Source organism: Bradyrhizobium sp. USDA 4451, assembly GCF_054822585.1.
In genome coordinates this window covers 6,709,183-6,735,443 of record NZ_JBTRCH010000001.1, presented here as the reverse complement: position 1 = coordinate 6,735,443, position 26,261 = coordinate 6,709,183, and the positions used below count along the sequence as shown (strand labels likewise).

At 65.5% G+C, this 26,261-nt stretch carries 27 protein-coding genes and 3 pseudogenes; 24 read left to right on the top strand and 6 right to left on the bottom strand.

Annotation, left to right across the window (positions count from 1 at the left end):
• Nucleotides 1-195: 195 nt before the first annotated feature.
• Together ACVMB0_RS31525 and ACVMB0_RS31520 are read left to right on the top strand one after the other, a co-directional pair.
• Nucleotides 196-342, top strand: coding sequence for a hypothetical protein (locus ACVMB0_RS31525; protein WP_461348696.1), 147 nt, complete (start codon nucleotides 196-198; stop codon nucleotides 340-342).
• A gap of 251 nt (nucleotides 343-593) precedes the next feature.
• Nucleotides 594-1,121, top strand: coding sequence for a hypothetical protein (locus ACVMB0_RS31520; RefSeq protein ID WP_461348695.1), 528 nt, complete (start codon nucleotides 594-596; stop codon nucleotides 1,119-1,121).
• Here ACVMB0_RS31520 and ACVMB0_RS31515 read toward each other — a convergent pair.
• The 3 genes from ACVMB0_RS31515 to ACVMB0_RS31505 all read right to left on the bottom strand — a co-directional run bounded on the left by ACVMB0_RS31515 (nucleotide 1,101) and on the right by ACVMB0_RS31505 (nucleotide 3,811).
• Nucleotides 1,101-1,493 carry a carboxymuconolactone decarboxylase family protein gene (locus ACVMB0_RS31515; RefSeq protein ID WP_461348694.1) on the bottom strand — a complete coding sequence of 131 codons (393 nt, stop codon included), beginning with the start codon at nucleotides 1,491-1,493 and terminating at the stop codon, nucleotides 1,101-1,103. The genes ACVMB0_RS31520 and ACVMB0_RS31515 overlap by 21 nt on opposite strands.
• Before the next feature lie 123 nt (nucleotides 1,494-1,616).
• Nucleotides 1,617-2,399, bottom strand: coding sequence for a 3-oxoadipate enol-lactonase (gene pcaD / locus ACVMB0_RS31510; RefSeq protein WP_461348693.1), 783 nt, complete (start codon nucleotides 2,397-2,399; stop codon nucleotides 1,617-1,619).
• 56 nt (nucleotides 2,400-2,455) lie between these two features.
• On the bottom strand, nucleotides 2,456-3,811 hold the full coding sequence (locus ACVMB0_RS31505; RefSeq protein WP_456753963.1) for a 3-carboxy-cis,cis-muconate cycloisomerase: 1,356 nt from the start codon (nucleotides 3,809-3,811) through the stop codon (nucleotides 2,456-2,458).
• 209 nt (nucleotides 3,812-4,020) lie between these two features.
• Here ACVMB0_RS31505 and ACVMB0_RS31500 point away from each other — a divergent pair, with 209 nt between their 5' ends.
• From ACVMB0_RS31500 to ACVMB0_RS31460, 9 genes are all read left to right on the top strand, one after another.
• The gene (locus ACVMB0_RS31500) at nucleotides 4,021-4,467 is read left to right on the top strand and encodes an SRPBCC family protein (protein WP_106327163.1); all 447 of its coding nucleotides are present in this window, start codon (nucleotides 4,021-4,023) and stop codon (nucleotides 4,465-4,467) included.
• Between the two features lie 183 nt (nucleotides 4,468-4,650).
• Entirely contained in the window at nucleotides 4,651-5,136 is a 486-nt protein-coding gene (locus ACVMB0_RS31495; protein ID WP_016840414.1) for a (2Fe-2S)-binding protein, read from the top strand.
• Between the two features lie 37 nt (nucleotides 5,137-5,173).
• On the top strand, nucleotides 5,174-5,980 hold the full coding sequence (locus ACVMB0_RS31490; RefSeq protein ID WP_456753964.1) for an FAD binding domain-containing protein: 807 nt from the start codon (nucleotides 5,174-5,176) through the stop codon (nucleotides 5,978-5,980).
• Nucleotides 5,981-6,091: 111 nt separating this feature from the next.
• Nucleotides 6,092-7,000, top strand: coding sequence for an AAA family ATPase (locus tag ACVMB0_RS31485; RefSeq protein ID WP_461348692.1), 909 nt, complete (start codon nucleotides 6,092-6,094; stop codon nucleotides 6,998-7,000).
• 140 nt (nucleotides 7,001-7,140) lie between these two features.
• Nucleotides 7,141-8,343, top strand: coding sequence for a vWA domain-containing protein (locus tag ACVMB0_RS31480; RefSeq protein WP_461348691.1), 1,203 nt, complete (start codon nucleotides 7,141-7,143; stop codon nucleotides 8,341-8,343).
• Nucleotides 8,344-8,354: 11 nt separating this feature from the next.
• Nucleotides 8,355-8,678 carry an XdhC family protein gene (locus ACVMB0_RS31475; protein ID WP_021077800.1) on the top strand — a complete coding sequence of 108 codons (324 nt, stop codon included), beginning with the start codon at nucleotides 8,355-8,357 and terminating at the stop codon, nucleotides 8,676-8,678.
• Nucleotides 8,679-8,680: 2 nt separating this feature from the next.
• Nucleotides 8,681-9,382, top strand: a complete 702-nt coding sequence (locus ACVMB0_RS31470) for an XdhC family protein (protein ID WP_461348690.1) — start codon at nucleotides 8,681-8,683, stop codon at nucleotides 9,380-9,382.
• The gene (locus ACVMB0_RS31465) at nucleotides 9,379-10,983 is read left to right on the top strand and encodes an NTP transferase domain-containing protein (protein ID WP_456753968.1); all 1,605 of its coding nucleotides are present in this window, start codon (nucleotides 9,379-9,381) and stop codon (nucleotides 10,981-10,983) included. The genes ACVMB0_RS31470 and ACVMB0_RS31465 overlap by 4 nt, the downstream gene beginning before the upstream one ends.
• 137 nt (nucleotides 10,984-11,120) lie before the next feature.
• Nucleotides 11,121-11,471 carry a DUF4189 domain-containing protein gene (locus ACVMB0_RS31460; RefSeq protein WP_456756503.1) on the top strand — a complete coding sequence of 117 codons (351 nt, stop codon included), beginning with the start codon at nucleotides 11,121-11,123 and terminating at the stop codon, nucleotides 11,469-11,471.
• 21 nt (nucleotides 11,472-11,492) lie between these two features.
• On the opposite strand, the gene ACVMB0_RS31455 is transcribed toward ACVMB0_RS31460, so the two are convergent.
• On the bottom strand, nucleotides 11,493-12,710 hold the full coding sequence (locus tag ACVMB0_RS31455; protein ID WP_456753969.1) for an NAD(P)/FAD-dependent oxidoreductase: 1,218 nt from the start codon (nucleotides 12,708-12,710) through the stop codon (nucleotides 11,493-11,495).
• 173 nt (nucleotides 12,711-12,883) lie between these two features.
• Here ACVMB0_RS31455 and ACVMB0_RS31450 point away from each other — a divergent pair, with 173 nt between their 5' ends.
• From ACVMB0_RS31450 to ACVMB0_RS31405, 10 genes and pseudogenes are all read left to right on the top strand, one after another.
• Nucleotides 12,884-13,294: a DUF2000 family protein gene (locus ACVMB0_RS31450; RefSeq protein WP_456753970.1), complete on the top strand. Its 411-nt coding sequence runs from the start codon at nucleotides 12,884-12,886 to the stop codon at nucleotides 13,292-13,294.
• 341 nt (nucleotides 13,295-13,635) lie between these two features.
• Complete coding sequence (locus ACVMB0_RS31445; RefSeq protein WP_461348689.1) at nucleotides 13,636-14,361, top strand: TetR/AcrR family transcriptional regulator; 726 nt, start codon at nucleotides 13,636-13,638, stop codon at nucleotides 14,359-14,361.
• Nucleotides 14,358-15,143, top strand: a complete 786-nt coding sequence (locus tag ACVMB0_RS31440; RefSeq protein WP_461348688.1) for an HlyD family secretion protein — start codon at nucleotides 14,358-14,360, stop codon at nucleotides 15,141-15,143. Before ACVMB0_RS31445 ends, ACVMB0_RS31440 begins: the two co-directional genes overlap by 4 nt.
• Complete coding sequence (locus tag ACVMB0_RS31435) at nucleotides 15,140-16,099, top strand: ABC transporter ATP-binding protein (RefSeq protein ID WP_456753973.1); 960 nt, start codon at nucleotides 15,140-15,142, stop codon at nucleotides 16,097-16,099. Before ACVMB0_RS31440 ends, ACVMB0_RS31435 begins: the two co-directional genes overlap by 4 nt.
• A 6-nt stretch (nucleotides 16,100-16,105) precedes the next feature.
• Nucleotides 16,106-17,270 (top strand): annotated as a pseudogene (locus ACVMB0_RS31430) (ABC transporter permease).
• Between the two features lie 191 nt (nucleotides 17,271-17,461).
• Nucleotides 17,462-18,704: pseudogene (locus ACVMB0_RS31425) on the top strand (adenylate/guanylate cyclase domain-containing protein).
• 68 nt (nucleotides 18,705-18,772) lie between these two features.
• Nucleotides 18,773-19,501, top strand: coding sequence for a GntR family transcriptional regulator (locus tag ACVMB0_RS31420; protein WP_461348687.1), 729 nt, complete (start codon nucleotides 18,773-18,775; stop codon nucleotides 19,499-19,501).
• A gap of 46 nt (nucleotides 19,502-19,547) precedes the next feature.
• On the top strand, nucleotides 19,548-20,792 hold the full coding sequence (locus ACVMB0_RS31415) for an MFS transporter (RefSeq protein ID WP_461348686.1): 1,245 nt from the start codon (nucleotides 19,548-19,550) through the stop codon (nucleotides 20,790-20,792).
• Nucleotides 20,793-20,807: 15 nt separating this feature from the next.
• Nucleotides 20,808-21,707 (top strand): amidohydrolase family protein, encoded by a 900-nt coding sequence (locus tag ACVMB0_RS31410; protein ID WP_461348685.1) that lies wholly within the window; start codon nucleotides 20,808-20,810, stop codon nucleotides 21,705-21,707.
• Between the two features lie 99 nt (nucleotides 21,708-21,806).
• Nucleotides 21,807-22,725, top strand: a pseudogene (locus ACVMB0_RS31405) (PhzF family phenazine biosynthesis protein).
• Here ACVMB0_RS31405 and ACVMB0_RS31400 read toward each other — a convergent pair.
• Together ACVMB0_RS31400 and ACVMB0_RS31395 are read right to left on the bottom strand one after the other, a co-directional pair.
• A complete protein-coding gene (locus ACVMB0_RS31400; protein WP_456753979.1) occupies nucleotides 22,722-23,186 on the bottom strand; it encodes a DUF488 domain-containing protein in 465 nt (154 codons plus the stop codon). The pseudogene ACVMB0_RS31405 and the gene ACVMB0_RS31400 overlap by 4 nt on opposite strands.
• 10 nt (nucleotides 23,187-23,196) lie before the next feature.
• Nucleotides 23,197-24,102: a DUF72 domain-containing protein gene (locus ACVMB0_RS31395; protein ID WP_461348684.1), complete on the bottom strand. Its 906-nt coding sequence runs from the start codon at nucleotides 24,100-24,102 to the stop codon at nucleotides 23,197-23,199.
• 124 nt (nucleotides 24,103-24,226) lie between these two features.
• Here ACVMB0_RS31395 and ACVMB0_RS31390 point away from each other — a divergent pair, with 124 nt between their 5' ends.
• The 3 genes from ACVMB0_RS31390 to ACVMB0_RS31380 all read left to right on the top strand — a co-directional run bounded on the left by ACVMB0_RS31390 (nucleotide 24,227) and on the right by ACVMB0_RS31380 (nucleotide 26,257).
• Nucleotides 24,227-24,598 carry a hypothetical protein gene (locus ACVMB0_RS31390; RefSeq protein WP_461348683.1) on the top strand — a complete coding sequence of 124 codons (372 nt, stop codon included), beginning with the start codon at nucleotides 24,227-24,229 and terminating at the stop codon, nucleotides 24,596-24,598.
• A gap of 68 nt (nucleotides 24,599-24,666) precedes the next feature.
• Entirely contained in the window at nucleotides 24,667-24,876 is a 210-nt protein-coding gene (locus ACVMB0_RS31385; RefSeq protein ID WP_456753982.1) for a hypothetical protein, read from the top strand.
• Between the two features lie 247 nt (nucleotides 24,877-25,123).
• A complete protein-coding gene (locus ACVMB0_RS31380; protein WP_456797888.1) occupies nucleotides 25,124-26,257 on the top strand; it encodes a glycosyltransferase in 1,134 nt (377 codons plus the stop codon).
• Nucleotides 26,258-26,261: the final 4 nt, after the last annotated feature.

Below are 26,261 nucleotides of genomic sequence, written 5' to 3'. Positions count from 1 at the left end.
CCCGGCGGCGGCAACAGCGTGGCCGCAGCAGAAACGGGCTTGTACATAACTAGTTTGGCCGGTGCGGTTCCGATGTCACAGGGTCGACAGGTCGTCGCCTTGCAATGATCACGCCGGAACCGGGGTTCCCCGGGCAACCGCGCTCCTGAGCTGCGCGTTGTCCCCGGCTTGATGAAAGCAAAGGGAGTTATTCGCATGAGCAATCAGAACCAGAAGCCGGGCCAGCAAGGCCAGCAGCCTGGTCAGAAGCCAGGCCAGCAGCAGCAGGGTGGCGGGCAGAAGCCCGGCCAGCAGCAGCAGGATCCGGGCCGGCAGGGTCAGACCCCCGATCCGGAGCGCTAACCCGGAGGCGTTGAGCGTGAGACGCTAGCAAGAGAGACGTTAGCAAGAACAGTTCCAGAAGGGTCTCGCCGCAAGGCGGGACCTTTCTTTTTGCGCCGTTTTGGCACGGCACCGGCCGCTCCGCGGACACAATCCCCAGCCCGATTAAGGTAAACAAAGGGTTTAAATTGCCGCCGGCAATTGATCGGCGTTACCTCGCAGGCTGAACCGTCGCCGACCTGAAAGGTGCCGGAGAAAAACGGGAAGCGGCAATGTCGAACACCTGGCGGATCAGCTCCTTCAACGGCGCGCTGCTCGCGGCCTATTTCATTCCGGTCTGGACCATCATCGCCTTCAGCATCATGGTGTCGCCGATCCACGGCCTCTATGAGCGGCCGAGCGTGTCGATCGCGCTCTATGCCAGCGACTATCTGCACCTCGGCAAGATGGCGACGGTGCGGCTCGCATGGCTCTTGGCGCTGGCGCGGATCACGGTGGTGGCGTTCTTCGCGGTTTTCCTCGCGATGGCGGCGTTCTCGCCGCTGCGCCAGAAGAGCAGCGGCAGCGACGAGGCGCTCGCGGTCGCGCTCTGCCTCGGCAGCGTGCTGAGCTTCGCCAGCATGATGATGGCCTCCAAGGTCGGCGAGATCGAAGCGCTGCGCATGCATGCCTCAGAGCTTCTGATGCTGCTCGGCACCGCGATCGTGATGCTGTTCGAGACCTCGCCGAAACGCGCGGCGGAAGCTCCTGCCGCCGAGGCAATCGCGCCGGCAGGCGAGTTATCCCTTCAGCAGCCCTAGTTCGGCAATGATCGCGCCGGCTTCCTTGACGGCGTGATTGGCGGCGGGCACGCCGCAATAGATCGCCTGTTGCAGCAGGATCTCCTTGATGTCGTCGGGCGTGAAGTCGCCTTCGCTGAGGGCGGCGCGCACATGCAGGCGGAACTCGTCCCACTGGCCGAGCGCGACCATGGTGCCGATCACAAGCACGCGGCGGGTGCGGTGATCGAAATGCGGCCGGGTCCAGATGTCGCCCCACGCATAGCGGGTGATCAGGTCCTGGAAGTCGGTATTGAACGCGTTGCGGTTTGTGATCGACTTGTCGACCCATTCATTGCCCAGCACCTTGCGGCGCTGTGTCATGCCGTCGTCGCGGCGCTGATTGTCGTCCATTGATGTCTCCTCTCGAAACCGTAGCCCGGATGGAGCGCAGCGCAATCCGGGGTTTCAGCGTTCGCCGGAAACGATCTGTCCCGGATTTCGCTTCGCTGCATCCGGGCTACGCAGGTGTTGCCATTACCGTTGCGTCAGGAAGCCGACCAGGGCTTCGGTGAAGGCGTGCGACTGCTCGACATTGGAAATATGCGCGGCGTCGAGCAGCGTCATGCTAGCGCCGGGAATGCCGCTGCGGATCATTTCACCCGCCGACACCGGGGTTGCCATGTCCTGCTTGCCTGCGATCACCAGCGTCGGGCTCTTGATCCTGGGCAGCAGTGCGCGCTGGTCGAGCGTCGACAGCGCCTCGCAGCAGGCGAGATAGCCCTCGACGGGGGAGGCGATCAGCATCGCCTTCATGCGCGCCGTGGTTTCAGGCTCGCGCTCGCGGAAGTCGGCGGTCAGCCAGCCCGCGATCACGGTGTCGGCGACCGCGGCGATGCCGCCTTGCTTCACCGCCTTGATGCGGTTCAGCCAGTTGGTCGGATCGGGGTAATAGCAGGCGGTGTTGGAAAGGATGATCTTGCCAAATCGTTCGGGCGCGTTGGCCCCCAACCATTGCCCGACCATGCCGCCCATCGACAGGCCGCACCAATGCACCTTCTCGATGTTGAGGTCGTCGAGGATCGCGAGCACGTCGCGGCCGAACCGCTCCATGGAGTAGGGCCCGGCCGGCACGCCGGACTTCCCGTGACCGCGGCGATCGTAGCGGATGACGCGGAACATCTGCGTCAGCGCCGGCATCTGCGGCTCCCACATCTGCAAGGTGCAGCCGAGCGAGTTCGACAGCATCAAGGTCGGTCCGCCGTCGCGGCCGTCCACCTGGACGTTGAGCAGGCATCCGTCGGCGTTGATCATCGGCATTGCGTTGTCCCTCTCGTCATGCGCGTGCCGGGGCAACTCCGGCAGCGACATCGTCGCTATTTATCGTCAAGTGAAGCCAGCAGGCGATCGATCAGCGCCTGCGAGGCACCCTGATAGGCCATCGGTTCGAACACTTCCGCTATTCGCTTGGCGTCGAGATGCGCGGTGACCTTCGCATCCGCAGCCAGCACCTCGCGCAAATGCTTCTTGTCGGCCACCGCTTTCTTGCTCGCGGCCTCGACCAGATGGTGAGCGTCGCTCTTGCCGATCTTGTCGGCGAGCGCAAAGGTGACGGCTTCCGCCATGATCAGCCCATGGGTCGCATCGAGATTGACTCGCATTCGCGCCGCGTCGACCTCGAGCCCTTCGGCGAGGTCGACGATCGCGGCAAGCGCGCCGGAGGTCACCAGCATCAAGCCCGGCAAGGTCGGCCATTCCGCGTGCCACGGTCCGGCGCTGCGCTCATGGTCCTGCACCTGCGCGGCGAAGATCGTCGCGGCGAGGTTCGGCGCCATGGTCGCAGCGCCCAGCGCGCTCGCGGCGGCGACCGGGTTGCGCTTGTGCGGCATGGTGGAGGAGCCGCCGCGGCCGGCGCCCGCCGGCTCGAAGGCCTCGCCGACATCGGTCTGCATCAGCAGCGAGACGTCGCGCGCGATCTTGCCGCAGCTGCCGACGAGGATCGCGAACACGGAGGCGGCCTCGGCGATGCGGTCGCGGTGGGTGTGCCAGGGCGCGTCGGGCAGGGGCAAGTCGAGCTCTTTCGCCAATGCTGCCGCAACCGCGAGACCCTTGTCGCCCAGCGCGGCGAGCGTGCCGGCGGCGCCGCCGAATTGCAGGGCCAGCGTCTCGCGGCGCAGGCGCAGCAAGCGCTTGCGGGAGCGGTCCAAAGCTGCGGCATATTCGGCGAGCTTCAGCCCCAACGGCATCGGCAGCGCATGCTGCAACCAGGTCCGCGCCACCATCGCGGTGTTGCGATGGGCGCGGGCAAGGTCGGCAAAACCCGCAATGGCGCGGTCAAGGTCGGCGAGCAGCGCATCGATGCCGGCGCGCAGCGACAGCATGGTCGCGGTATCAATGACGTCCTGGCTGGTCGCACCCCAATGCACGTAACGCGCGGCCTCGGCATCCGCCCTGGCGACATCGGCGGTCAGCGCCTTCACCAGCGGGATCGCCAGATTGCCGGATCGCGTCGCGGCATCAGCCAGCGCGGCGAGGTCGAATGATTCGGCCTTGCAGGCCGCGGCGATCGGTCCCGCGCTGGCCGCGGGAATCACGCCGCAGGCCGCCTCAGCGCGGGCCAGCGCGGCCTCGAAATCCAGCATGTTCTGCAGGGTGGCTAAATCGTCGCACACCGCGCGCATCGCGGCGCTCGACAGCATCGGCGCAAGCAGGGGAGAAAGGGCTGTACTCATGGCGCGCGACCTAACCACTCCCGGGCGCCGCTGCCAATGCCCGTCGCTGCCTGCATTTTCGACAGCGCGGATCGCGCGAATTCGTGAACGGCGGGATTGGCTTGCTGCGGTTGCGAATATGCATCGCTCATCCTCCGAAGGTGCCCTTTCCTTTGCGGCCCGGCTGCTTTACTTGGGGAAAAGGTTCTAGCGATCGAGGAGGTCCCCCCATGGCCATGACAATGACCGGCGAAGTCCAGCTTGCAGCGCCGCGCCAGGCTGTGTGGGACAAGCTCAACGATCCCGACGTGTTGAAGGCCTGCATTCCCGGCTGCGAAGAGCTGGAGAAGACCGACGAGGGCGGCTTCCGTGCCACCGCCAAGATGAAGGTCGGGCCGGTCTCCGCTCGCTTCAAGGGCAAGGTCACATTGAGCGATCTCGATCCGCCCAACGGCTACAAGATCTCGGGCGAAGGCGAGGGCGGGGTCGCCGGCTTCGCCAAGGGCGGCGCCACCGTGGGCCTCGCCGACAAGGATGGCGGCACGCTTTTGAGCTACAACGTGGAAGCGCAGATCGGCGGCAAGCTCGCCCAGCTCGGCCAGCGCCTGATCAACGGCGCGGCCAAGAAGCTGGCCGACGAATTTTTTGCAAATTTCGCCAAAGCGGTGCAGGGTTAGTCTTGTCTTCAGGCTGGATGATCGAGGTCTGGCCGAGTCTTTCGGCGCCAAGTCTTCCCGCTATGTCCTGGATGGGTGGCTCGAAAGGTTGCCCATCGCGGGGCCCGCCCATATTATGCCGTCTGGAATGATTTTAAACCGCCTGCTTCGCCGATATGCGGTGGGGCAGATAAGAGAGTGCTGATGGCCAAGATTTCAATGATCGTGAACGGCAATCCCGTTAACGCCAATGTCGACCCCCGTACCCTTCTGGTCCAGTTTCTGCGCGAAAACCTGCGCCTGACCGGTACCCATGTCGGCTGCGACACCTCGCAGTGCGGCGCCTGCGTCGTGCATCTGGACGGCAAGGCGGTGAAGTCCTGCACGACGCTTGCGGTGATGGCCGACGGTCATGAGGTCAAGACCATCGAGGGGCTGGCGGCCGACGGCGCGCCGCTGCATCCGATGCAGGAGGCCTTCCGCGAGCATCACGGCCTGCAATGCGGCTTCTGCACGCCGGGCATGATCATGACCGCCGTCGACCTGGTGCATCGCAAGGGCCACGAGCTCTCCGACGAGGTGATCCGCGAGGAGCTGGAAGGCAATCTGTGCCGCTGCACCGGCTACCAGAACATCGTCGCTTCGATCGCCGCCGGCGCCAAGGCGATGGCGAAATCGGATCTCGCCTAATCAGCAATTCGTCGCGGCAAGCGATCAGGACATTCCAATGTACGAATTCAAATATCATCGTCCCGGCACCGTGCGGCAGGCCGCCAATCTGCTGGTGAAGAACGAGGACGCCAAGCTGATTGCCGGCGGTCACACGCTGGTGCCGGTGATGAAGCAGCGGCTCGCGAGCCCGCCGCATCTGGTCGACCTCTCCCACATCGAAGGTCTCGATACGATCGAGATGAAGGGCCGCTCGCTGGTGATCGGCGCCACCGCCAAGCACGCCGAGGTCGCGAACTCCGCTGTTGTTGGCGAGGCGATCCCGGCGCTGGCCGAGCTCGCGGGCCTGATCGGCGATCCCGCCGTGCGCCATCGCGGCACCATCGGCGGCTCGCTCGCCAACAACGATCCGACCGCCGACTATCCGGCCGCGGTGCTGGCGCTGGGCGCGACCATCGTCACCAACAAGCGCCGCCTCAAGGCTGAGGAGTTTTTCCAGGGCCTGTTCTCGACCGCGCTGGAGGCCGACGAGATCATCACCAAGGTGATGTTCCCGCTGCCGAAGAAGGCGGCCTATGTGAAGTTCCGCAACCAGGCCTCGCGTTACGCGTTGGTCGGTGTGTTCGTGGCCCGGCGTCCGTCCGACGTGCGCGTCGCGGTCACCGGTGCGGGCTCCGACGGCGTGTTCCGCGCCACCGCGTTCGAGGAGGCCTTGAAGAAGCGCTTCTCCCACAAGGTGCTCGACGGCATCGCGGTTGGCCCCGAAGGGCTGAACAGTGACCTGCACGGCAGTGCGGAATACCGCGCGCATCTGATCGGCGTTTTGACGCGCAGGGCGGTGGAAGCCGCCAACGCCAAGGACTAAATCGAACGACTAGATCCAAGGGACTAGATACGATCTGGACCTCTAGGACCAGATCCAAGACCTAGCCCAAGGCGCGATGTTGCTAACCCCTGTTCGAAGACTGGCTGTTCCATGAGTGCATCGGCGTTACCCACTTCCGTCGATGCGCTCGAGGGCCTGTTGACGTCGCGCGGCTACCTTGCCGAGCGGTCGCTCGCGACCGTGACCTATCTCGCGCTGCGGATGGGCCGGCCGCTGTTCCTCGAAGGCGAGGCCGGCGTCGGCAAGACCGAGATCGCGAAGGTGCTGTCCGCCGCGCTCGGGCGCAAGCTGATCCGCCTGCAATGCTATGAAGGCCTCGACGTCGCCTCCGCGGTCTATGAGTGGAGCAGCGCAGCGCAGATGATCGCGATCCGGCTGGCGGAAGCCTCCGGCGATACCGATCGCGACCAGCTCGCCAGCGACATCTTTGCCGAGCGCTTCCTGATCAAGCGGCCGCTATTGCAGGCGCTGGAGCCCGACGTCGCGGGGCCGCCGGTGCTTTTGATCGACGAGCTCGACCGCGCCGACGAGGCGTTCGAGGCGTATCTGTTGGAAATCCTCAGCGACTTCCAGGTCACGATCCCCGAGCTCGGCACGGTGAAGGCGCCGGCGCCGCCGATCGTGATCATCACCTCGAACCGCACCCGCGAGATCCACGACGCGCTGAAGCGGCGCTGCCTCTATCACTGGGTGGATTATCCCACCGCTGACCGCGAGCTCGCGATCGTCAAGTCGCGGGTGCCGAACATCTCCGCAAAACTGTCGCAGCAGGTCGTGCGCTTCGTGCAGGCGCTCCGCAACCAGGATTTCTACAAGTCGCCCGGCGTCGCCGAGACCATCGACTGGGCCACCGCGCTGTCCGAGCTCGACGCCCGCTCGCTGACGCCGCAGGTGGTCGGCGACACGCTGGGCGCGCTCTTGAAGTACCAGGACGACATCGCGCGCATGCAGGGCGATGCGTTGCAGAAGACATTGAAGGACGCGACGAGCGAGACGTAGGTCGCGCCGGAAAAAAGGCTCGTCATTCCGGGGCGCGCCACTTGGCGCGAGCCCGGAATCCATCGGGCCGCGTTGACGTAGAAGAATGGATTCCGGGCCCGCGCTCCGCGCGTCCCGGAATGACGGGAGTGGATAGTTCGATGGCGATCAACCACCTCGCGCCTGCGACCGGCCACATGGCCGACAACGTGATCGGCTTTGCCCGCGCGCTGCGGGCGGCCGGGCTGCCCGTGGGGCCGGGCTCGGTGATCGATGCGCTCGACGCGCTGCAGCTGATCGAGGTCGGCAACCGCTCCGACTTCTACGCCACGCTGGAGGCGATCTTCGTCAAGCGCCACGAGCATGCGCTGATCTTCCGCCAGGCCTTCATGCTGTTCTTCCGCGCCGCCGAGGAGTGGAAGAGCATGCTGGATTCGGTGCCGCTGCCTGACCACGCCAGGAAGAAGCCGCCGCCGGCCTCGCGCCGGGTCCAGGAGGCGATGGCGCAGCCGGCCAAGACCGAGGAGCGGCCGCAGGCCCAGGAGCAGGAATTAAAGCTCTCGGTCTCCGACAAGGAGATCCTGCAGAAGAAGGATTTTGCGCAGATGACCGCGGCGGAGATCGCCGAGGTGACGCGCGAGATCGCGAAGATGCGGCTGCCGCAGGCCGAGCTCGTCACCCGCCGCTATCAGCCGGACGCGCGCGGTCTGCGGCTCGACATGCGCCGCACCGTGCGCAACTCGCTGCGCACCGGCGGCGAGATCATCGATATCAGGAAGCTCGGCCGGATCGAGAAGCCGGCGCCGATCGTGGCGCTGCTCGATATCTCCGGCTCGATGAGCGAATACACCCGCCTGTTCCTGCACTTCCTGCATGCCATCACCGACTACCGCAAGCGGGTCTCGGTGTTCCTGTTCGGCACCCGCCTGACCAATGTGACGCGCGCGTTACGGGCGCGTGACCCGGACGAGGCACTGGCGAGCTGCTCGTCCTCGGTCGAGGACTGGGCCGGCGGGACCCGGATCGCCACCTCGCTGCACAGCTTCAACCAGCTCTGGGCCCGCCGGGTGCTCGGGCAGGGCGCCATCGTCCTCCTTATATCCGATGGACTAGAACGGGAGGCGGATGCCAAACTGGCCTTCGAGATGGACCGTTTGCACCGCTCCTGCCGCCGCCTGATCTGGCTCAACCCGCTGCTGCGCTACTCCGGCTTCGAGGCCAAGGCGCAGGGCATCAAAATGATGCTGCCCCACGTTGACGAATTTCGCCCGGTGCATAACTTGACGTCCATCAAGGGCTTGATCGGGGCGCTGTCATCCCCGCCGCCGGCGCACCACCGCAGTCTGATCCGTTCCGTGGCCTGAGGGAGGTTTCCATGCTGAACCGCGACGAAGACATCCTGCAGGCCGCCGAGACCTGGCAGAAACAGGGCCATGGCGTGGCGCTCGCCACCGTGGTCGAGACCTGGGGCTCGGCGCCGCGCCCGGCCGGCTCGAGCCTCGTCATCAATGACGACGGCACGTTCTTGGGGAGCGTCTCCGGCGGCTGCGTCGAGGGCGCGGTCGTGACCGAAGCACTCGACGTGATCGCGAGCGGCCAGCCCAAGATGCTCGAATTCGGCGTTGCCGACGAGACGGCCTGGAATGTCGGCCTGTCCTGCGGCGGCACCATCCGCGTCTTCGTCGAGAAGGTCGGCTAGCCGTGAAACTCGAGATCCTCAAAGAGCTGAACGCCGAGCGCGCCGCGCGCCGTCCGGTCATCATCGTCACCGACACCGCCAATGGCGATCAGCGACTGGTCAAGGCCGCCGACATCGCCGCCGATCCGCTGCGCGCTGAACTTGCAAAGCAGCTTCGGATGGGCAAGAGCGGCAATGTCGAGGTTGCGGGCAAGAAGCTGTTCCTCAACGTCTACGCACCGACCGCAAAGCTCGTGATCGTCGGCGCGGTCCATATCAGCCAGGCGCTGGCGCCGCTGGCGCGCGCGCTCGACTATGACGTCACGGTGGTCGATCCGCGCACGGCGTTCGCGAGCCCCGAGCGTTTCCCCGACGTGCCGCTGGTCGCCGAATGGCCCGACGTCGCGCTGCCGCCGCTCAATGTCGATCACTACACCGCCTTCGTCGCGGTAACGCACGATCCCAAGATCGACGATCCGGCGCTGCTGCACGCCTTCGACCGCGACTGCTTCTATATCGGCGCGCTGGGATCGCGGAAGACCCATGCCAAGCGCGCCGAGCGGCTGCGTGCGCAGGGCGCCAAGGACAGCGACATCGCGCGCATCCACGCGCCGATCGGGCTCGACATCGGCGCGGTGTCGCCGTCGGAGATCGCGGTCGCGATCATGGCCGAGATCACCGCACAGCTGCGTCTGCCTCCCAAAGAAAAAGAGGAAGCGGCATGAAGTTCGGTCCCGCCAGTCCGGCCGACGCGATTGGCGGCGTCACCGTGCATACGCTCCGCCAGGGCGCGCTGGTGCTCAAGAAAGGCACCACGATCGGCCCTGAGGAAGTCGAGGCGCTGACCAGGGCCGGCGTCAAGGACGTCGTCGTGGTGCGCCTGGAGGAGGGTGACGTCTCCGAGGACGAAGCCGCGGCCAGCATCGCGCAGGCGGTGGCGGGCGAGGGCGTCAATGTCGAGCGCGCCTTTACCGGCCGCGCCAATCTGTTCGCGGCACGCCCCGGCGTGCTGGTGGTCGACCGCGCCGCGGTCGATCGCATCAACGGCGTCGACGAGGCCATCACCTTCGCCACCCTCGCGGCCTACAAGCCGGTGGTCGAAGGCGAGATGATCGCGACCGTCAAGCTGATTCCGTTCGGCGTCGAGGGGCGGTTGCGCGACGCCGCCGTCGCGGTTGCGGGCAAGGACGCGCTGCGGATCGCGCCTTATGTGATCAAGAAGGTCGGCGTGGTCTCGACCTTGCTGCCGGGCCTTGCGCCCAAGGTGATCGACAAGACGCTGCGCGTCACCGCCGAGCGTCTGGCGCCGGCCGGTGCCACCATCATCGCCGAACGCCGCGTGCCGCATGACGAAACGGTGCTGGCCGGCGCGATCAAGGAATTGCTCGGCCTCGGCGCCGAGCTCGTCATCGTGTTCGGCGCATCTGCGATCGCCGACCGCCGCGATGTGATCCCCGCCGCGATCGCCGAGATCGGCGGCGCCGTCGAGCATTTCGGCATGCCGGTCGATCCCGGCAATCTGCTGTTGATCGGCAGCGCCGGCGGCGTGCCGGTGTTGGGCGCGCCGGGCTGCGCGCGTTCGCCGGTCGAGAACGGCTTTGACTGGGTGCTGATGCGGCTGCTCGCCGGCATCAAGGTGACGCGGTCGGATCTCACCGCCATGGGCGTCGGCGGCCTGTTGATGGAAATCGTGACGCGGCCGCAGCCGCGCACCGTGCCGGACACCGAAGGCAACCGCAACGTCGCCGCGATCGTGCTCGCCGCCGGCCGCTCGACCCGGATGGGCGGTCCGAACAAACTGCTCGCCGAGCTCGACGGCAAGAAGCTCGCGCGCGTCGTCGCCGAGCAGGCGCTGGCCTCGAAGGCCTCCGAGGTGATCGTCGTCACCGGGCATCAGGCCGATCTGGTCGAGCAGGCGCTTGATGGCCTCAAGGTTAAATTCGTCCGCAATCCCGATTTCGCCGGCGGCATTGCCAGCTCGGTGAAAGCTGGCATCGCGGCGGTCTCCGACAGCGCCGACGGCGCGATCGTCTGCCTCGGCGACATGCCGCTGATCGATGCCAAGCTGATCGATCGCATGATCGAGACCTTTGCGCCCGACCGCGGCCACCTGATCGCGGTGCCGGTCAGCGAGGGCCGCCGCGGCAATCCGGTGCTGTGGTCGCGGCGCTTCTTCAAGGAGCTGATGACGCTCGACGGCGACATCGGCGCCCGCCATCTGATCGCCAAGCATGCCGAGGTGGTCGCCGAGGTCCCGGTCGAAGGCGACAGCGCCTTCCTCGACATCGATACGCCGCAGGCGCTGGAAGCCGCGCGGCGGGGGTAGCTCTATCCGCCGTCAACCCGTCATTCACCATCTGGAAACGACCCCTGCGTACAGTCCGCGGCGGACTTGGGGGATTTCCAGTGATCATTTCGACCGCCGCCGCGCAGCGCCGCGCGCTGACGATTCTTGTTCTGACGTTGCTGCTCGGCGCCACGCGTTTCTCCGTGGAAACCTTCGTCCCCAAGGCACACGCGGCCGGCGCGTTCGCAGTCGGCAAATGCGGGGCCTATGGCCAGGCCTATGATTATCAGGCCGAGGGCGCGGCGCGTGCCGCTGCGCTGAAGCAGTGCAAGGGCGATTGCACCGCCGTCACCATGAAGCGCGCCTGTGCCGCGCTCGCGATCGACATGAAAAATCCCTGCGGTGCCCATGGCTATGCGGTGGCGCCACGGATCTCGAGCTCGCTCAATGCCGCGACCAAGAAGTGCTACGACTATGGCGGCAAGGAATGCGTGATCCGCGCCTGGGCCTGCGACGCGAAGGGGTAGCGGGACGACCCCGAGCCGCCCTCAGACCGCACCGTAGAAGTGTCGATATTGCCACGCGGCGTCGCGCTGCAATTGGTCTTCGGACCACGATTGGTCTTTGAACCGAGTGACCGACATCGGTGATAGATCGACAGGCGGCTTGCCGTCCACGATCCAGGCCGCAAGCGCCTCACCGACGGCCGGCGAGATCGACAGACCGGCGACGTTGCACCCGCTTGCAAAATAGAAGCCCTTCACGCCGGCGGCTGGGCCAAGAATATGATGGCCGTCGGCGGTCATCGTCGGAATGCCGCCGCGAAATTCCCGCACCTTGGCAGTTTGCAGGAACGGCAACTGATCCTTCACATCGTCGGCGGCCGCATGAAGCACGCCGATGTCGAGCGGCATGTCCTTGACATCGAAGCCGGTCCCAAGCTTCTCCATATCGAAGAAGCGCGGTGTTTCCTCATAGACTCCCCAAAGGAAGCCGCCCTGACACGGGCGCGCATACACTGCGGCATCCATGATGCGGACCATCGGCAAGTCGGCGCGCGCGCCATCGAGAGGTTCGGTCACGATCAATTGCTGCCGGGTCGGCACCAGCGGCACGCGAATTCCGCTTGCTTCCGCGACCTGCCGCGTCCACGCACCGGCCGCATCGACAACGATCGGGCTTTCAATGACGCCGTTCGCCGTGGTCACGCCGATCGCGTTGCCGCCGACGATGTTGACGGCCCGTACGTCGGTGTTCGGCAGCAAGGTTGCACCGTGGATCGCCGCGGCCCTGGCGAAACCGATCGCAACCTGGGCCGGGTCGAAATACCGGTCGTCACCGATCCGCATCGCCGCGACGACGCCGGTCGGCTGCAAAAATGGATTGAGACGGTTCGCCTGCTCCGGAGAGATCAGCTCGACATCGAGGCCCGCCCGACGGCCGCGCTCGAAGTCGTCCTTGATTATTTCGGCGTCCTGCGGCCGCCGGGCAATCTTCAGGCTGCCCGAATGCACCCAGTCGAGCGGCTGGCCGGTCTCCTCCGTGAACGCTTCGATCTTGCGGCAAGCGTCCTTGATGAGACCAATCATCAGGTCGCTCTTGCGCGCGCAGCTCACCATGCCTGCGGCGCGGGGCGAGGTCTGCGATCCGATCTCATGCTTGTCGACAAGGGCGACGCCGAGACCTCCACGCTTGCTCAAGTAATAGGCTGTGGCCGCGCCCAATCCGCCCGAACCAATAACAACAACATCGGCTTTGCTGATCATGATGCAATGCCTCAAATATGCTGTGATAATCGAAAGCCCGTAGCCTACTACGCGATGCGGGAACTGACCATCGCTTTCGGTGGCTGCAGGAAACTAACGTCGGCGCCTTGCAGGCAGATGAGGGATGCACCGTCAGAGGTGGTGTGTCGCCACCCTGCGAATAGATTTATCGCATGCAGTTCGACACCAAGATCGCGGTCGTGATCCGCACCGACCTGGAAGTCTGGCAGAAGCTCAACGTGGCGTCGTTTCTGGCCGGTGGCATCGCGGCGTCCTTTCCCGAATGTATCGGCGAGAATTACCAGGACGGCTCGGGGACGAGATATCTCTCCCTGATCGGCCAGCCGATCCTGATCTACGGCGCTGACCGTGCGCAGCTGTCGCGGGCACTGGAGCGAGCGCTGGCGCGTGAGGTGAAGCCTGCGCTGTACACCGAGGACATGTTCAAGACCACGCACGACGCCGCCAATCGCGAGGCGGTGAGGGCGGTTGCGCGCGCCGAGCTCAATCTGGTCGGCCTCGCCTTTCGCGCTGAGCGCAAGGTGGTCGACAAGGTGCTCGATGGGCTGAAGTTTCATACGTAGCGGGCCAACGCTCTCCGCCGTCATTCCGGGGCTCGCGAAGCGAGAGTTCCGAATCCATTGATCCAGGAATTATGCGGCGCGATGGATTCCGGGCTCGCGCTACGCGCGCCCCGGAATGACGAAGAGGGGCCGTCGAACCCAGGGTGCGATCAGCCCGGCTTTTGCTGCGCCCTCTGACCGACAGACGGGCCAAATAACCAGCCAACCCTGGCCTTTAGCTTGCGAATGCGCCGTCGCATGCCCGCATCCCGGAACCGCCCCCACAACAGGAACGTCCGCAGCCACCACGCGTTTCCCTTCATCGAATTGACAATGACTGACCAGTCAGTCATATTGTGGTCATGACAAAGCGCAGCGCAAAAACGACCCGCACCCAGCCCGCCAAGCGCCGGACCACGATCCGCGCCGCCGCGGCGAGGATTCCGAAGGTGACCTCGGCAGAGCTGGCCGAGCCGAAGCCGCCGGCGAACCGCGCCGGGAAATCGGCGGAGCGGCGCGCTGCGATCATCGAGGCGGCGATGGATGAGTTCATCGCGCGCGGCTTTGCCGCGACCCGGCTCGACGACGTCGCCAAGCGGGCCGGCGTCGCGAAGGGCACGCTCTACCTCTATTTCAAGGACAAGGAGTCGATGTTCGAGGAGCTGATCCGCACCGCACTGGTGCCGCTGATCAGCCGCATGACGGCGCCGCCGACCATCACCGGTCCGGTGCGCGACGCGGTGGAGGGCTTTGCCGAGACCTTCATGCGCGAGGTCGTGGCGACCCGGCGCGGCGACATCATTCGTCTCATCGTCTCGGAAGGGCCGCGCTTTCCGGCGATCGCCGATTTCTATTTCCGCGAGGTGGTGTCGAAAGGCCTGGCCGGCATGAAGGCGCTGGTCCAGCTCGCGATCACGCGCGGCGAGATCAAGCACCGCGAGCTCGGCGATTTCCCGCAGCTGGTCGTCGCGCCCGCGATCGTCGCGGTGATCTGGCAGAGCCTGTTTGCCCGGCACGCGCCGCTCGACGGACTCGCGATGTTCAAGGTGCATCTCGATCTGATCTTCGGCGAACGGAGGAAGACATGACCGCGTCGCGCATGATGAAGCTCGTGGCCGTCGTCGCGCTGGCGACGGCGCTCGCCGGCTGCAAGGAGAAGCGCGATCCCGGCTTCCAGGGTTGGGTCGAGGCCGACATGATCTTCGTCAGCCCGGACGAATCCGGCCGCGTCACCAAGCTCAACGTGCGCGAGGGCGACGAGGTCAAGCCCGGCGATCTGCTCTATTCGGTCGATGACGATCTGCAGCGCGCCGATCTCAACCAGAACAACGCGACCTTGGCCAACGCCCAGCAGAGCTACGACCGTGCGGCCTCGCTGCGCGGCACCGGCGCCGGCACCCAGGCCAACCTCGATTCCGCGGTCTCGGCGCTGCGCGTCGCGGAGGCGCGCGTCAACACCTCGCAGACCCGGCTCGATCGCCGCAAGGGCTTTGCGCCGATCGCAGGCTCGATCCAGCAGATCTATTTCCGCGAGGGCGAGATGGTGCAGGCACAGCGGCCGGTGCTGTCGATCATGCCGCCCGGCAACATGAAGCTGCGCTTTTTCGTGCCGGAGACGGAATTACCGAAGCTTGCGCTGGGCGACGAGGTGAGGGTGACCTGCGACAATTGCGCCGCCGATCTCACCGCGAAGATCTACTTCATCGCGACGACGGCGGAGTACACGCCGCCGGTCATCTACAGCCTGGATGAACGCAACAAGCTGGTCTACCTGATCCAGGCGCGGCCGAGCCGGCCCGATGTCTTGCGGGTCGGCCAGCCGATCAGCATCTACCTCAATCCCAAGACGCCGGTGGCGGAGCGCAGATGAACGGCGGCCCCACCAGCACGCAGCCCGACGCACCGTCGATCGCGATCGATGTGAAGGGCCTGACCAAATCGTTTGGCGGACGCGAGGTGGTTCACGACCTGTCGATGCAGGTCAAACGCGGCTCGATCTATGGCTTCCTCGGCCCCAACGGTAGCGGCAAGACCACGACCATCCGCATCCTGTGCGGACTGCTGACGCCGGACAGCGGCGAGGGCACCTGCCTCGGCTATGACATCCGGCGCGATGCCGACAAGATCAAGCGCAAGGTCGGCTACATGACGCAGCGCTTCAGCCTCTACCAGGATCTCTCGGTGCGCGAGAATCTGGAGTTCGTCGCGCGGCTCTACGGCATGCCGGATGCGCGCGGCGCGGCGGCCGACATGATCGCGCGGATCGGGCTGAAGGGCCGCGAGGAGCAACTCGCCGCCAATCTCTCCGGCGGCTGGAAGCAGCGGCTCGCGCTCGGCGCCTGCACGCTGCCCAATCCGCAACTGCTGCTGCTCGACGAGCCGACCGCCGGCGTCGATCCCAAGGCGCGGCGCGACTTCTGGAACGAGATCCACGCGCTCGCCGCCGAAGGCCTCACCGTGCTGGTCTCGACCCATTACATGGACGAGGCCGAGCGCTGTCACGAGATCGCCTATATCGCCTATGGCCATCTGCTGGCCCACGGTACGGTGGACGAGGTGATCGCAGCCTCCGCGCTGTCGACCTGGACGGTGACGGGCGAGGATTTCAACGGCCTGATGGCCGAGCTTACCGGCAAGCCCGGCGTCGACATGGTGGCGCCGTTCGGCACCAGCCTGCACGTGTCCGGGCGCGACAGAGCGGCGCTGGAGGCTGCGATCGCGCCGTATCGCGATAATTCGAAATGGCACTGGCAACCGAGCGAACCGTCGCTCGAAGATGTCTTCATCGACTTGATGGGGCGCTCCAAAGATAACTTTCAGGGATAGTTTCCGATGAGCGCAACGGACACGATCCACAACCGCGAAGAAAGGGAGCCGGCATTCGGCTTCTGGCGGCGCAGCTATGCGATGCTGGTGAAGGAGTTCATTCAGCTCCGCCGCGACCGCGTCTCGTTCGCCATGATCATCATGCTGCCGGTGATGCAGCTCACGCTGTTCGGTTACGCCATCAACACCACGCCGCGCAATCTGCCGACCGCGGTGCTGACCCAGGAGGACACCGATCTCGGGCGTTCGATCCTGAAGGCGATGGAGAATACTGCCTATTTCCATTTCGTCCGCGAGGTCCACACCGTCGAGGCGTTCGACGAGCTCCTGCAATCCGGCAAGGTTCTGTTCGGCGTCGAGATCCCGCGCGGCTTCGAGCGCGCGGTGCGGCGCGGCGACCGGCCCGCGCTGCTGGTCGCGGCCCGATGCGACCGATCCGGTGGCGTCGGGCACGGCGCTCGGCACGCTCGGGCCGCTGGTGCAGACCGCGCTGGCGCATGACCTTCACATCGGCGATCCCCCCGACATGCCGTTCGAGATCCGTGCCCATGCCCGTTACAACCCGGCGGCGGATTCGCGCCTCAACATCGTGCCCGGCCTGGTCGGGACCATCCTGACCATGACCATGCTGATCTTCACCGCGCTATCGGTGACGCGCGAGATCGAGCGCGGCACCATGGAGAGCCTGCTGTCGATGCCGATCAAGCCGGTCGAGGTGATGTTCGGCAAGATCATCCCCTATGTGCTGGTCGGTTTCCTCCAGGCCACGCTGATCATCGCGATCGGAATCCTGCTGTTCGGCGTGCCGGTGCTCGGCAGCCTCACGCTGCTGGCGCTGCTGACCACGCTGTTCATCACCACCAATCTGTCGATCGGCTACACCTTCTCGACCATCGTGCAGAACCAGCTGCAGGCGATGCAGCTCTCGATGATGTTCTTCCTGCCGAGCATCCTGTTGTCCGGATTCATGTTTCCGTTCGCCGGCATGCCGGTCTGGGCGCAATATATCGGCGAGGGGCTGCCGCTGACCCATTTCGTGCGCATCGTCCGCGCCATCATGCTGAAGGGCGCGGCGATGCAGAATTTGCAATACGACACCATCGCGCTGGTCGCGCTGATGCTGTTCGCCATGACGATTGCCGTGACGCGCTTCCGCCGCACGCTCGATTGAGGCTATGATGGCTGCTGTTTGTTCATCGTCATTCCGGGGCGCCTCGAAGAGGCGAACCCGGAATCTCGAGATTCCGCGTTCGATGCTTCGCATCGCCCCGGAATGACAGGGGTTGGATATTGAAGGAATTTCCAGACAAAGAAAGCGCAGCGGGCGACACGACCGTATCCGCCGATTTCCGTCACGCCCTGATGCGCGAGGTGATGACCACCGAGCTGCTTCGCATCAAGGTGCTGATCGGCACCGCTGCCGCGCTCGGGGCGATCAGTCTGCTGGTGTATTTCTTCGCGCCCGAGGCGGTCAGCCGCGTCTGGCACGGCAACCTCAGCCCGGTCTACGTCTTCTACGTCATCGTGCCGCTGATTGTATTCGAGCTCTGGGTGCATGGCGCGATCAGATGGCATATGCGCAAGGGACGCGATCTGCCGGTGATCCGGCGCTACATCGGTGTGCTGGTGGAGACGTCGCTGCCGACCGTCGTGCTGGCTCTGCACATGAACAGCATGGGCCCGCAGGAGGCGCTCGGCTTCGTGGCGCCGCTGGTCTATTTCGTCTTCATCATCCTGTCGACGCTGCGGCTCGACTTCTGGCTCTCGACCTTCACCGGCTTCGTCGCGGCGACCGAGCTGTTCTACATGGCGGTGTTCTTCCACCCGGCCGGCGGCGGCGAGGCCGAGACCAGCATCTACTATCACGCCGCGCGCAGCACGATCATCCTGATCTGCGGTCTCCTCGCCGGCGCGGTCGGCATGCAGCTGCGCCGCCAGTTCGAGGCCAGCATTGCCGCCGGCACGGCGCGCGACCGCATCACCAACCTGTTCGGTCAGCACGTCTCGCCGCAGGTGGTCGAGCGGCTGATGACGGAGGGCGCTTCGACCGCGAGCGACATCCGCCGCGTTGCCGTGATGTTCGTCGATTTCCGCAGCTTCACCGCGGGCGCGCGCACCCGCTCGCCGCAGGAGGTGGTGGATCGGCTCGACGGTGCCTTTGCCGTGCTGGTCGATATCCTCGATCGCCATGGCGGCATCGTGAACAAGTTTCTCGGCGATGGCTTTCTCGCGTTGTTCGGCGCGCCCGTTCGAGACCGGTGACGCCGCGCATCAGGCGGTCGCCGCCGCGCGCGAGATGCTGGCCGCCAATGAGCGCACCAACGCGGCGTCGAGCTGGCCGCTGCGCATCGGCATCGGCATCCATATCGGCGAGGTCGTCGCCGGCAATATCGGCTCGCCGCGGCGCAAGGAATATACGGTGATCGGCGACACCGTGAACTTCGCCGCGCGGCTCGAGGCGCTCAACAAGGAGCTCGGCTCGCAATTCCTGATCTCGTCCGCGGTGCGCGAGGCACTCGGCGACGACTGCACCGACGCCATCTCGCGCGGCGAGATCCCGGTGCGGGGTTACGAGCACCCGGTGCCGGTCTGGCAATTGGGGTAAAACGTCCTTTCACTTGAGGTAATAAAGTAGCGATTGACGGACCATTATAGAGTCATATAGATGACTAGATGAATTCAGCCCTCGACGACCGCCTGCCGCGCTACCAGCGTCTCCGCGACGATCTCGCGGCACGCATCAATCGCAATGAATGGCGGCCCGGAGACCTGATCCCCTCCGAAGCCGAGCTCGGCGCGCATTACGGCGTCGCCATCGGCACCGTGCGCAAGGCGATCGATCAGCTCGTCAGCGACGGTGTGCTGGAGCGCCAGCAGGGCCGCGGCACCTTCGTGCGCCGTGCGCGCTTCAACTCCTCGCTGTTCCGCTTCTTCCGCTTCCAGTCCGAGAGCGGCGAGCGCCGCGTGCCGCAGAGCCGCATCCTGCGCCGCAAGGCGGTGCCGGCGACCTCGGCTGTCGCATCGGCGCTGCGCATTGCCGTCGGCGAACCCGTCATCAGCCTGTCGCGCCTGCGGCTGATCGACGACGTGCCGCTGCTCGCGGAAGAAATCTGGCTGCAACGATCGCGCTTCGAGGCGATCCTGGCGCTCGCGACCGCCGAGTTCGGCGACTTGCTCTATCCGCTCTACGAGGATCGCTGCGGCCAGGTCGTGGTCTCGGCCGATGAAATCCTCACGGTCGAGGCCGCGACCGAGATGCAATCGCGCCTGCTGCGGCTCGAGGCCAATGCGCCGCTGATCGTGATCGAGCGTCTTGCGTTCGACCTGGAGCGGCGGCCGATCGAATGGCGCCGCTCACGCGGGCCGGCGGATCGCTTCCGCTACCACGCCGAGATCAGATGACGGCGGCGATCAATTAAAACAACACAAGACATTTCAGGGAGGAATGATGGCAAACTGGTACAGCGAATGCTCGCCGCTCGAGCGGCGTACTTTCTGGGCAAGCTTTGGCGGCTGGGGCCTCGACGCGCTCGACGTCCAGATGTTCAGCCTCGCCATTCCAGCGCTGATCACCGCATTCGCCATCAGCAAGGCCGACGCCGGTCTGCTCGGCTCGGTCACGCTGTTCTTCGGCGCGTTCGGCGGCTGGCTCGGCGGCGCGCTCGGTGATCGCTTCGGGCGGGTGAAGGCGCTGCAGATCACGGTCGCGACCTTCGCGCTCGCGACCTTCGCCTCCGCCTTCGCGATGAACTACATCCAGCTCGTGGTGCTGAAGGCCATTCAAGGCGTCGGCTTCGGCGCCGAATGGGCCTGCGGCGCGGTGCTGATGGCCGAGATCATCCGCGCCGAGCATCGCGGCAAGGCGCTTGGCGCCGTGCAGAGCGCCTGGGCGGTCGGCTGGGGCGCGGCGGTGCTGCTCTCGGCCCTGGTCTTCACCACTGCGCCGGCCGACATCGCCTGGCGCGTCCTGTTCGCGGTCGGCCTGATCCCGGCGCTGCTCATTCTCTACATCCGCCGCGGATTGAAGGAGCCGCCGCGCACCGCGCCGCGCGAGGCCGAGCCGCCATTCTTCGCGACGCTCGCCGGTATCTTTCACCGCGACGTGCTGCGCTCGACCCTGATCGGCGGCCTGTTCGGCATCGGCGCCCATGGCGGCTATGCGGCGCTGACGACATTCCTGCCGACGTATTTGCGCGAAGTGCGGCATCTCTCGGTGCTCGGCTCCAGCGCCTATCTTGCCGTCATCATCGTCGCGTTCTTCTGCGGCTGCGTGGTCTCGGGGATCATCAGCGACCGGATCGGACGGCGCGCCAATGTGACGCTGTTCGCAGCCGCCTGCGTCGTGACGGTGCTGGTCTACATCTTCGCGCCGCTCTCCAACTCGCAGATGCTGGTGCTCGGCTTCCCGCTCGGCTTCTTCTCGGCCGGCATTCCCGCCAGCATGGCGGCGCTGTTCAGCGAACTCTATCCCGCCGGCGTGCGCGGCACCGGCGTCGGCTTCTGCTACAATTTCGGCCGCATCGTCTCCGCGGCGTTTCCGTTCCTGGTCGGCTATCTCAGCGACCATATCGGTCTTGGTGCCGCGATCGGCATCGACGCGGCGTTCGCCTATTCGCTGGTGCTGATCGCCGTGCTGATGCTGCCGGAAACCCGCGGCAAGGTCTTCGAGCAGGCCGCTGCCACACGCGCGTGATGATGAGGAATGATCATGACATCGGACCAACACGGGTTGACGCGGCGCCGGTTTGCCGCGGGAGTGGTTGCCGCGCTGTCGGCGGGCGGATTGGCGAGCAGGGTGAAGGCTGAGATGCCGAAATTGGCGATCGATACCCACGCCCACGTTTTCCATCGCGGGCTGAAGCTCGCGCCGGGCCGACGCTATGCGCCCGACTACGACGCGCCGCTCGCGCTCTATCTGCAGCAGCTCGACCAGAACGGCATCACCAATGGCGTCCTGGTGCAGCCGAGCTTTCTCGGTGCCGACAATTCCTATCTGGTCGAGTGTCTCAAGGCGACCAATGGCCGGCTGCGCGGCATTGCCGTGGTCGATCCCACGGTTCCGGCGGAAGAGCTTCGTGAGCTCGACCGTGCCGGCGTCGCCGGCATCCGTCTCAATCTGGTCGGCCAGACGCTGCCCGATCTGACATCGCCGGAATGGACGGCGCTGCTGGGCGAGATCAGGACGCTCGACTGGCAGGTCGAGATCCAGCGCAACGCCAGTGATCTTGCGGCGCTTGCACCAAAGCTGCTCGATCAGGGTGTCAAGGTCGTGTTCGATCACTTCGGCTTGCCCGATCCGAAGCTCGGCATCGACGATCCCGGATTCCAGTCGGTGCTCAAGCTCGGCGCGACGCGCAATATCTGGGTCAAGATCTCGGCGCCGTACCGCAACGGCGCGGCCGGCGAGGCGTTCGCGAAGCAGGCCTATCCGCTGCTGCGCAAAGCCTATGGTGTCGAAGGGCTATTGTGGGGCAGCGATTGGCCGCACACCCAATTCGAGACGACGCAGAGCTACGCGAAGAACCGCAAATTCCTCGACGAGCTCGTCACCGATGCGGATGAGCGCGCCGGCGTGCTTGCGTCGCCGCGGACACTGTTTCGCTTCTAGCTCGCGAGCGATTGTACCGAGTGCTCTGATGGGCGTCGTAGCAGCCGTGCTACGATGACGCCATCGGTCGCAGATGACCGGAGCACAAGGACACGCAAGATGCAGCGGCGCTATATCACTGTCGACGTTTTCACCGACCGCGCCTTCGGCGGCAATCCGCTCGCCGTGGTGCTCGACGCCGAAGGCCTCTCGACCGCGCAGATGCAGGCGATCGCGACCGAATTCAACTATTCCGAGACGACCTTCGTGCTGCCGCCGCAGGACCAGGCCAACGACGCTCAGGTGCGCATCTTCACAGTACGCTCGGAAATTCCGTTTGCCGGCCATCCCAACGTCGGCACCGCCTTCGTGCTGGCGAGCCAGGCGGCGAAGCTGCCGGCGCAGCTGAGGTTCGAGGAGAAGGCGGGCCTCGTGCCGGTCAAAATCCTGTCGGATGGCGGCAGGGTTGTCGGTGCCGAGTTGACGGCGCCGCAGCCGCTGCAGCGAACCACCGAAGTGAGCGCCGCCGCAGCCGCCGCGTGCCTGTCGCTGTCGGCGGATGACGTGACAACCGATCGGCATGTGCCGCAGGTGGTCTCGGTCGGCCTGCCGTTCCTGGTGGTGGAGATCGCCTCGCGCGAGGCGGTCAAGCGCGCGCGGGCCCGATGCCGCGGCGTTCGCCAGGGTGCTGGCCGAGATCGGCCGCGACGTCGTCTATTTCTACACCCGTGACATTCCGGCGAGTGAGCAGCCGCTCGACTTGCAGGCACGCATGTTCCACCCGGGCGCCAGCGGCCTATCCGAAGACCCCGCCACCGGCAGCGCGACCGCAGCTTGCGCGGCGCTGCTCGCCGACATCGATTCCACGCGCGACGGCGAGTTGCGGCTGCGGATCGGGCAGGGCGTCGACATGGGCCGGCCGAGCCTGTTGTTGACGCGGGTACGCAAGCAAGGCGGCGCGATCGCCTCGGTGCATGTCGGCGGCGGCTGTGTGAAGATGATGGAGGGGACGATAAACGTCGCGGGCGAGAGAGGCTAGACCATCTGCGGCGCGGCGAGGTTCTCGATCTTGACGCCGTCGCGCTCCTCGATGATCTCGGCGATCCAGCGGCGGTGGCAATGTTCGTGGTCGCGCTCGTAGCAGAGGATGCAGACGGGGCCGGATTTCTTCACCAGCGCCGATAGCTCGTCCAGCTCTTCCTTGGCCTGCACTGTCTTGAGGTGCGCCGAATAGATCTTATGCAGCAGCGCATAGTGTCCGCTGCGCGCCGCCTCTCGGCCGCTCTTCGGCGTGCCGAGGCCGCGCAGATGGACGTAGCCGATGCCGCGCTCGTCGAGGCCTGCGGCGAGCTGGGTCTTGGAGAAGCCTGGACGGCGCGAGGAGGCGACGGCGCGGACGTCGACCAAGAGCTTGACGCCGGCCTGCTGGAGTTCGTCGAGCACCGCCTTGGACGGCGTCTGCTCGTAGCCGATGGTGAACAGCTTCTTCGCCTTCGCCATCGCCAAGCCTTCACTTCACCCGTTCGATCAGTTCCATCGCGCCGGCGGGCGCGCGCACCTTGCCCTCGTGGATCACGTAGGCGAACACGTCGCGCGGCGTCTTTTTCGGTGTCGATTTGTCGACCTTCGGCAAATCGACCGGCTCGCCGCCGCCGGCCCAGTCCTGGAACCGCTTGGCCCAGGCGTCGAGCTGCTTCGGCGGATAGCAGGTCTTCAATTCGTCGTTACCCTTCTGTAGCCGGGCATAAACAAAGTCACTCGCGACGTCAGCAATCGCCGGATATTTGCCGTGCTCGGCAAACACCACCGGCACCTCGTGCTCGCGAATGAGGGCGATGAATTCGGGCACCTTGAAGCTGTCGTGGCGCACCTCGACCACATGGCGCAGCGCGCGGCCGTCGAGCTTGCGCGGCAAGAGCTCGAGGAACTTGCCGAAATCGGCGCCATCGAACTTCTTGGTCGGCGCGAACTGCCAGAGCACCGGGCCGAGCCGGTCCCTCAATTCCAGCACGCCCGAGTCATAGAACCGCTTCACCGAATCGCCGGCCTCGGCGAGCACGCGGCGGTTGGTGGCGAAGCGTGGCCCCTTCAGCGAGAAGATGAAGCCGTCGGGCACTTCGCTGGCCCATTTGCGAAAGCTCTCCGGCTTCTGCGAGCCGTAATAGGTGCCGTTGATCTCGATCGAGGTCAGCTTCGACGCGGCGTAGGACAGCTCTTTCGCCTGCGCGAGCTTCTCCGGATAGAACACCCCGCGCCACGGCTCGAAGGTCCAGCCGCCGATGCCGATATAGATGTTGCCTGCATCCGTCTTGGTCGTCTTGGTGTCTGTCGTCTTGGTTTCTGTAGTCTTGGTTTCTGTAGTCTTGGCGTCTGTCTTGGTCGACTTGGTGGGAGCTTTGGCCACGACTGCACTCATCGTGAGGGGGGAGAGACAGAGAGTAGTCAAAATAATCGTGATTGGCCAGTTTGCCAGATGTGCGCGGCGGTGCTTATCGTGATCGCCGGTGTTGGCTAGGATGCCGAAAAACGGGAGAACAACAATGCGCATGCTGGTTGCGGCCGCCCTCTTGATGACGTCCTCGGCTGCCATATCGTCGGCTGCAATGGCCGATGAGGTCGACGACGCGCACAAGCTCGCGATCACCGGCCGCGACGCCTACTGGAATTGCCTCGCCCGCGAATATCCCCGCGACAGCAACAAGGCGATGTCCGATCAGGAGTTCACTTCGCTGATCGCCAATGTCTGTCCCTCGGAGCGGCAGAATTTCCGGGTGTCGCTGATCGATTTCCTGTCGCTGCAATTTCCGAAACAGGATGCCGACGCCAACCTGACCACCGCCAACCGCGCAATCGAGCTGGCGCAGAAGGACATCGTGACCGCCTTCACCCGGCGCAAGGCTGCGGCGAAATAGGTTCCCGAATCCTGTTGCGGCCGGCCGATTTTTGATATCAATCCGCGCAAGGCGAGGGGATGATCGGCATGCGCTCACAATCGACGGCAGGCTTCCTGGGTGCAGTGGTCGCGGCGATCGCGCTGGCGGCGGCGTTCATCTATGGGCCGTCGCCGAGCCAGCTCCGCAACCCGACCCCACCCGCCGCGGCGCAGCCGCAGGTGGCTCCCGCCGCCGAGGCCGCGCCGGCGGCCCCGGCGCCACGCGGCCCGGTGATCCGGGAAGTCCCGAACAACTAACGCCACCCGCCCCCTTGCAAACCGCATGGGGGCTTCCTATCTGGCTCATAACGGCGACGTTGCAGCTTTGAGGGCTCCGGCGCTGGGACGACCACGACAATGTCGGCTGCGCCGGATGTACGCGCGCCCCTTGTTCGTGGTCGTTGGCATTTTCGGGGGTATTTTGCCCCGTTTTCCCGCCTTCCAGGACCGCGTTTGGCCGCTCTGCCTTGGCAGCAGGAGAGGCTGCGGCTATACGCTGGCGCTCATGAATCAAGCCATCAAGCCGGGCCCCGAAACCTCCTCGCAGGCAGCAAGTCTGCCGCAGCTTTCGGTGGTCGTCCCGACCTTCAACGAACGCGACAATGTCACGGTGTTGTACCGCCGGCTTGATGCGATCCTGAAGGACGTGCCCTGGGAGGTCATCTTCGTCGACGACAATTCGCCAGACGGAACCTGGGACGTGGTGCGGGCGCTGGCGCGCAAGGATTCCCGCGTCCGCTGCATCCGCCGGGTCGGCCGGCGCGGCCTGTCGGGCGCCTGCATCGAGGGCATCCTGGCCTCGAGCGCGCCCTATGCGGCGGTCATGGACGCCGACCTGCAACACGACGAGACCCAGCTGCCGAAGATGGTGGCGTTGCTGCAGAGCGGCGAGGCCGAGCTCGTGGTCGGCAGCCGCTACATCGAGGGCTACAAGGCCGACGGCTTCAACAAGCAGCGCGCCGGCGCCAGCGCGTTCGCGACCGAGATCGCGCGCCGCGCGCTGCAGGTCGAGATCGCCGATCCGATGAGCGGCTTCTTCATGATCCGCCGCGACCGCTTCGAGCAACTCGCGCCGCAGCTCTCGACCCAGGGCTTCAAGATCCTGCTCGACGTGGTGGCGACCGCGCAGGGCAAGCTGCGCGCGGTCGAAATTCCCTACACGTTCGGTGCCCGCCAGCATGGCGAGAGCAAGCTCGACTCGATGGTCGCGCTCGACTTCCTCGGCCTGGTGCTGGCCAAGCTGACCAACGACCTGATCTCGCTGCGCTTCATCCTGTTCGCGGCAGTCGGCGGGCTCGGCCTGCTGGTGCATCTGACGGTGCTGTTCATCGCGCTGGAATTGTTCAAGGCGCCGTTTCCGGAGGCCCAGGCCGCCGGCGCGATCGTCGCCATGACCAGCAACTTCATCCTCAACAATTTCCTGACCTACCGCGACCAGCGGCTGAAGGGTTTCGGCATCCTGCGCGGCCTCTTGCTGTTCTATCTGGTGTGCAGCGTCGGCCTGCTTGCCAATGTCGGCGTCGCGTTCTCGGTCTACGACCAGGAGCCGATCTGGTGGCTTGCGGGCGCAGCCGGCGCGCTGATGGGCGTGGTCTGGAACTACGCGATGTCCGGGCTGTTCGTCTGGCGCAAGCGATGACGGT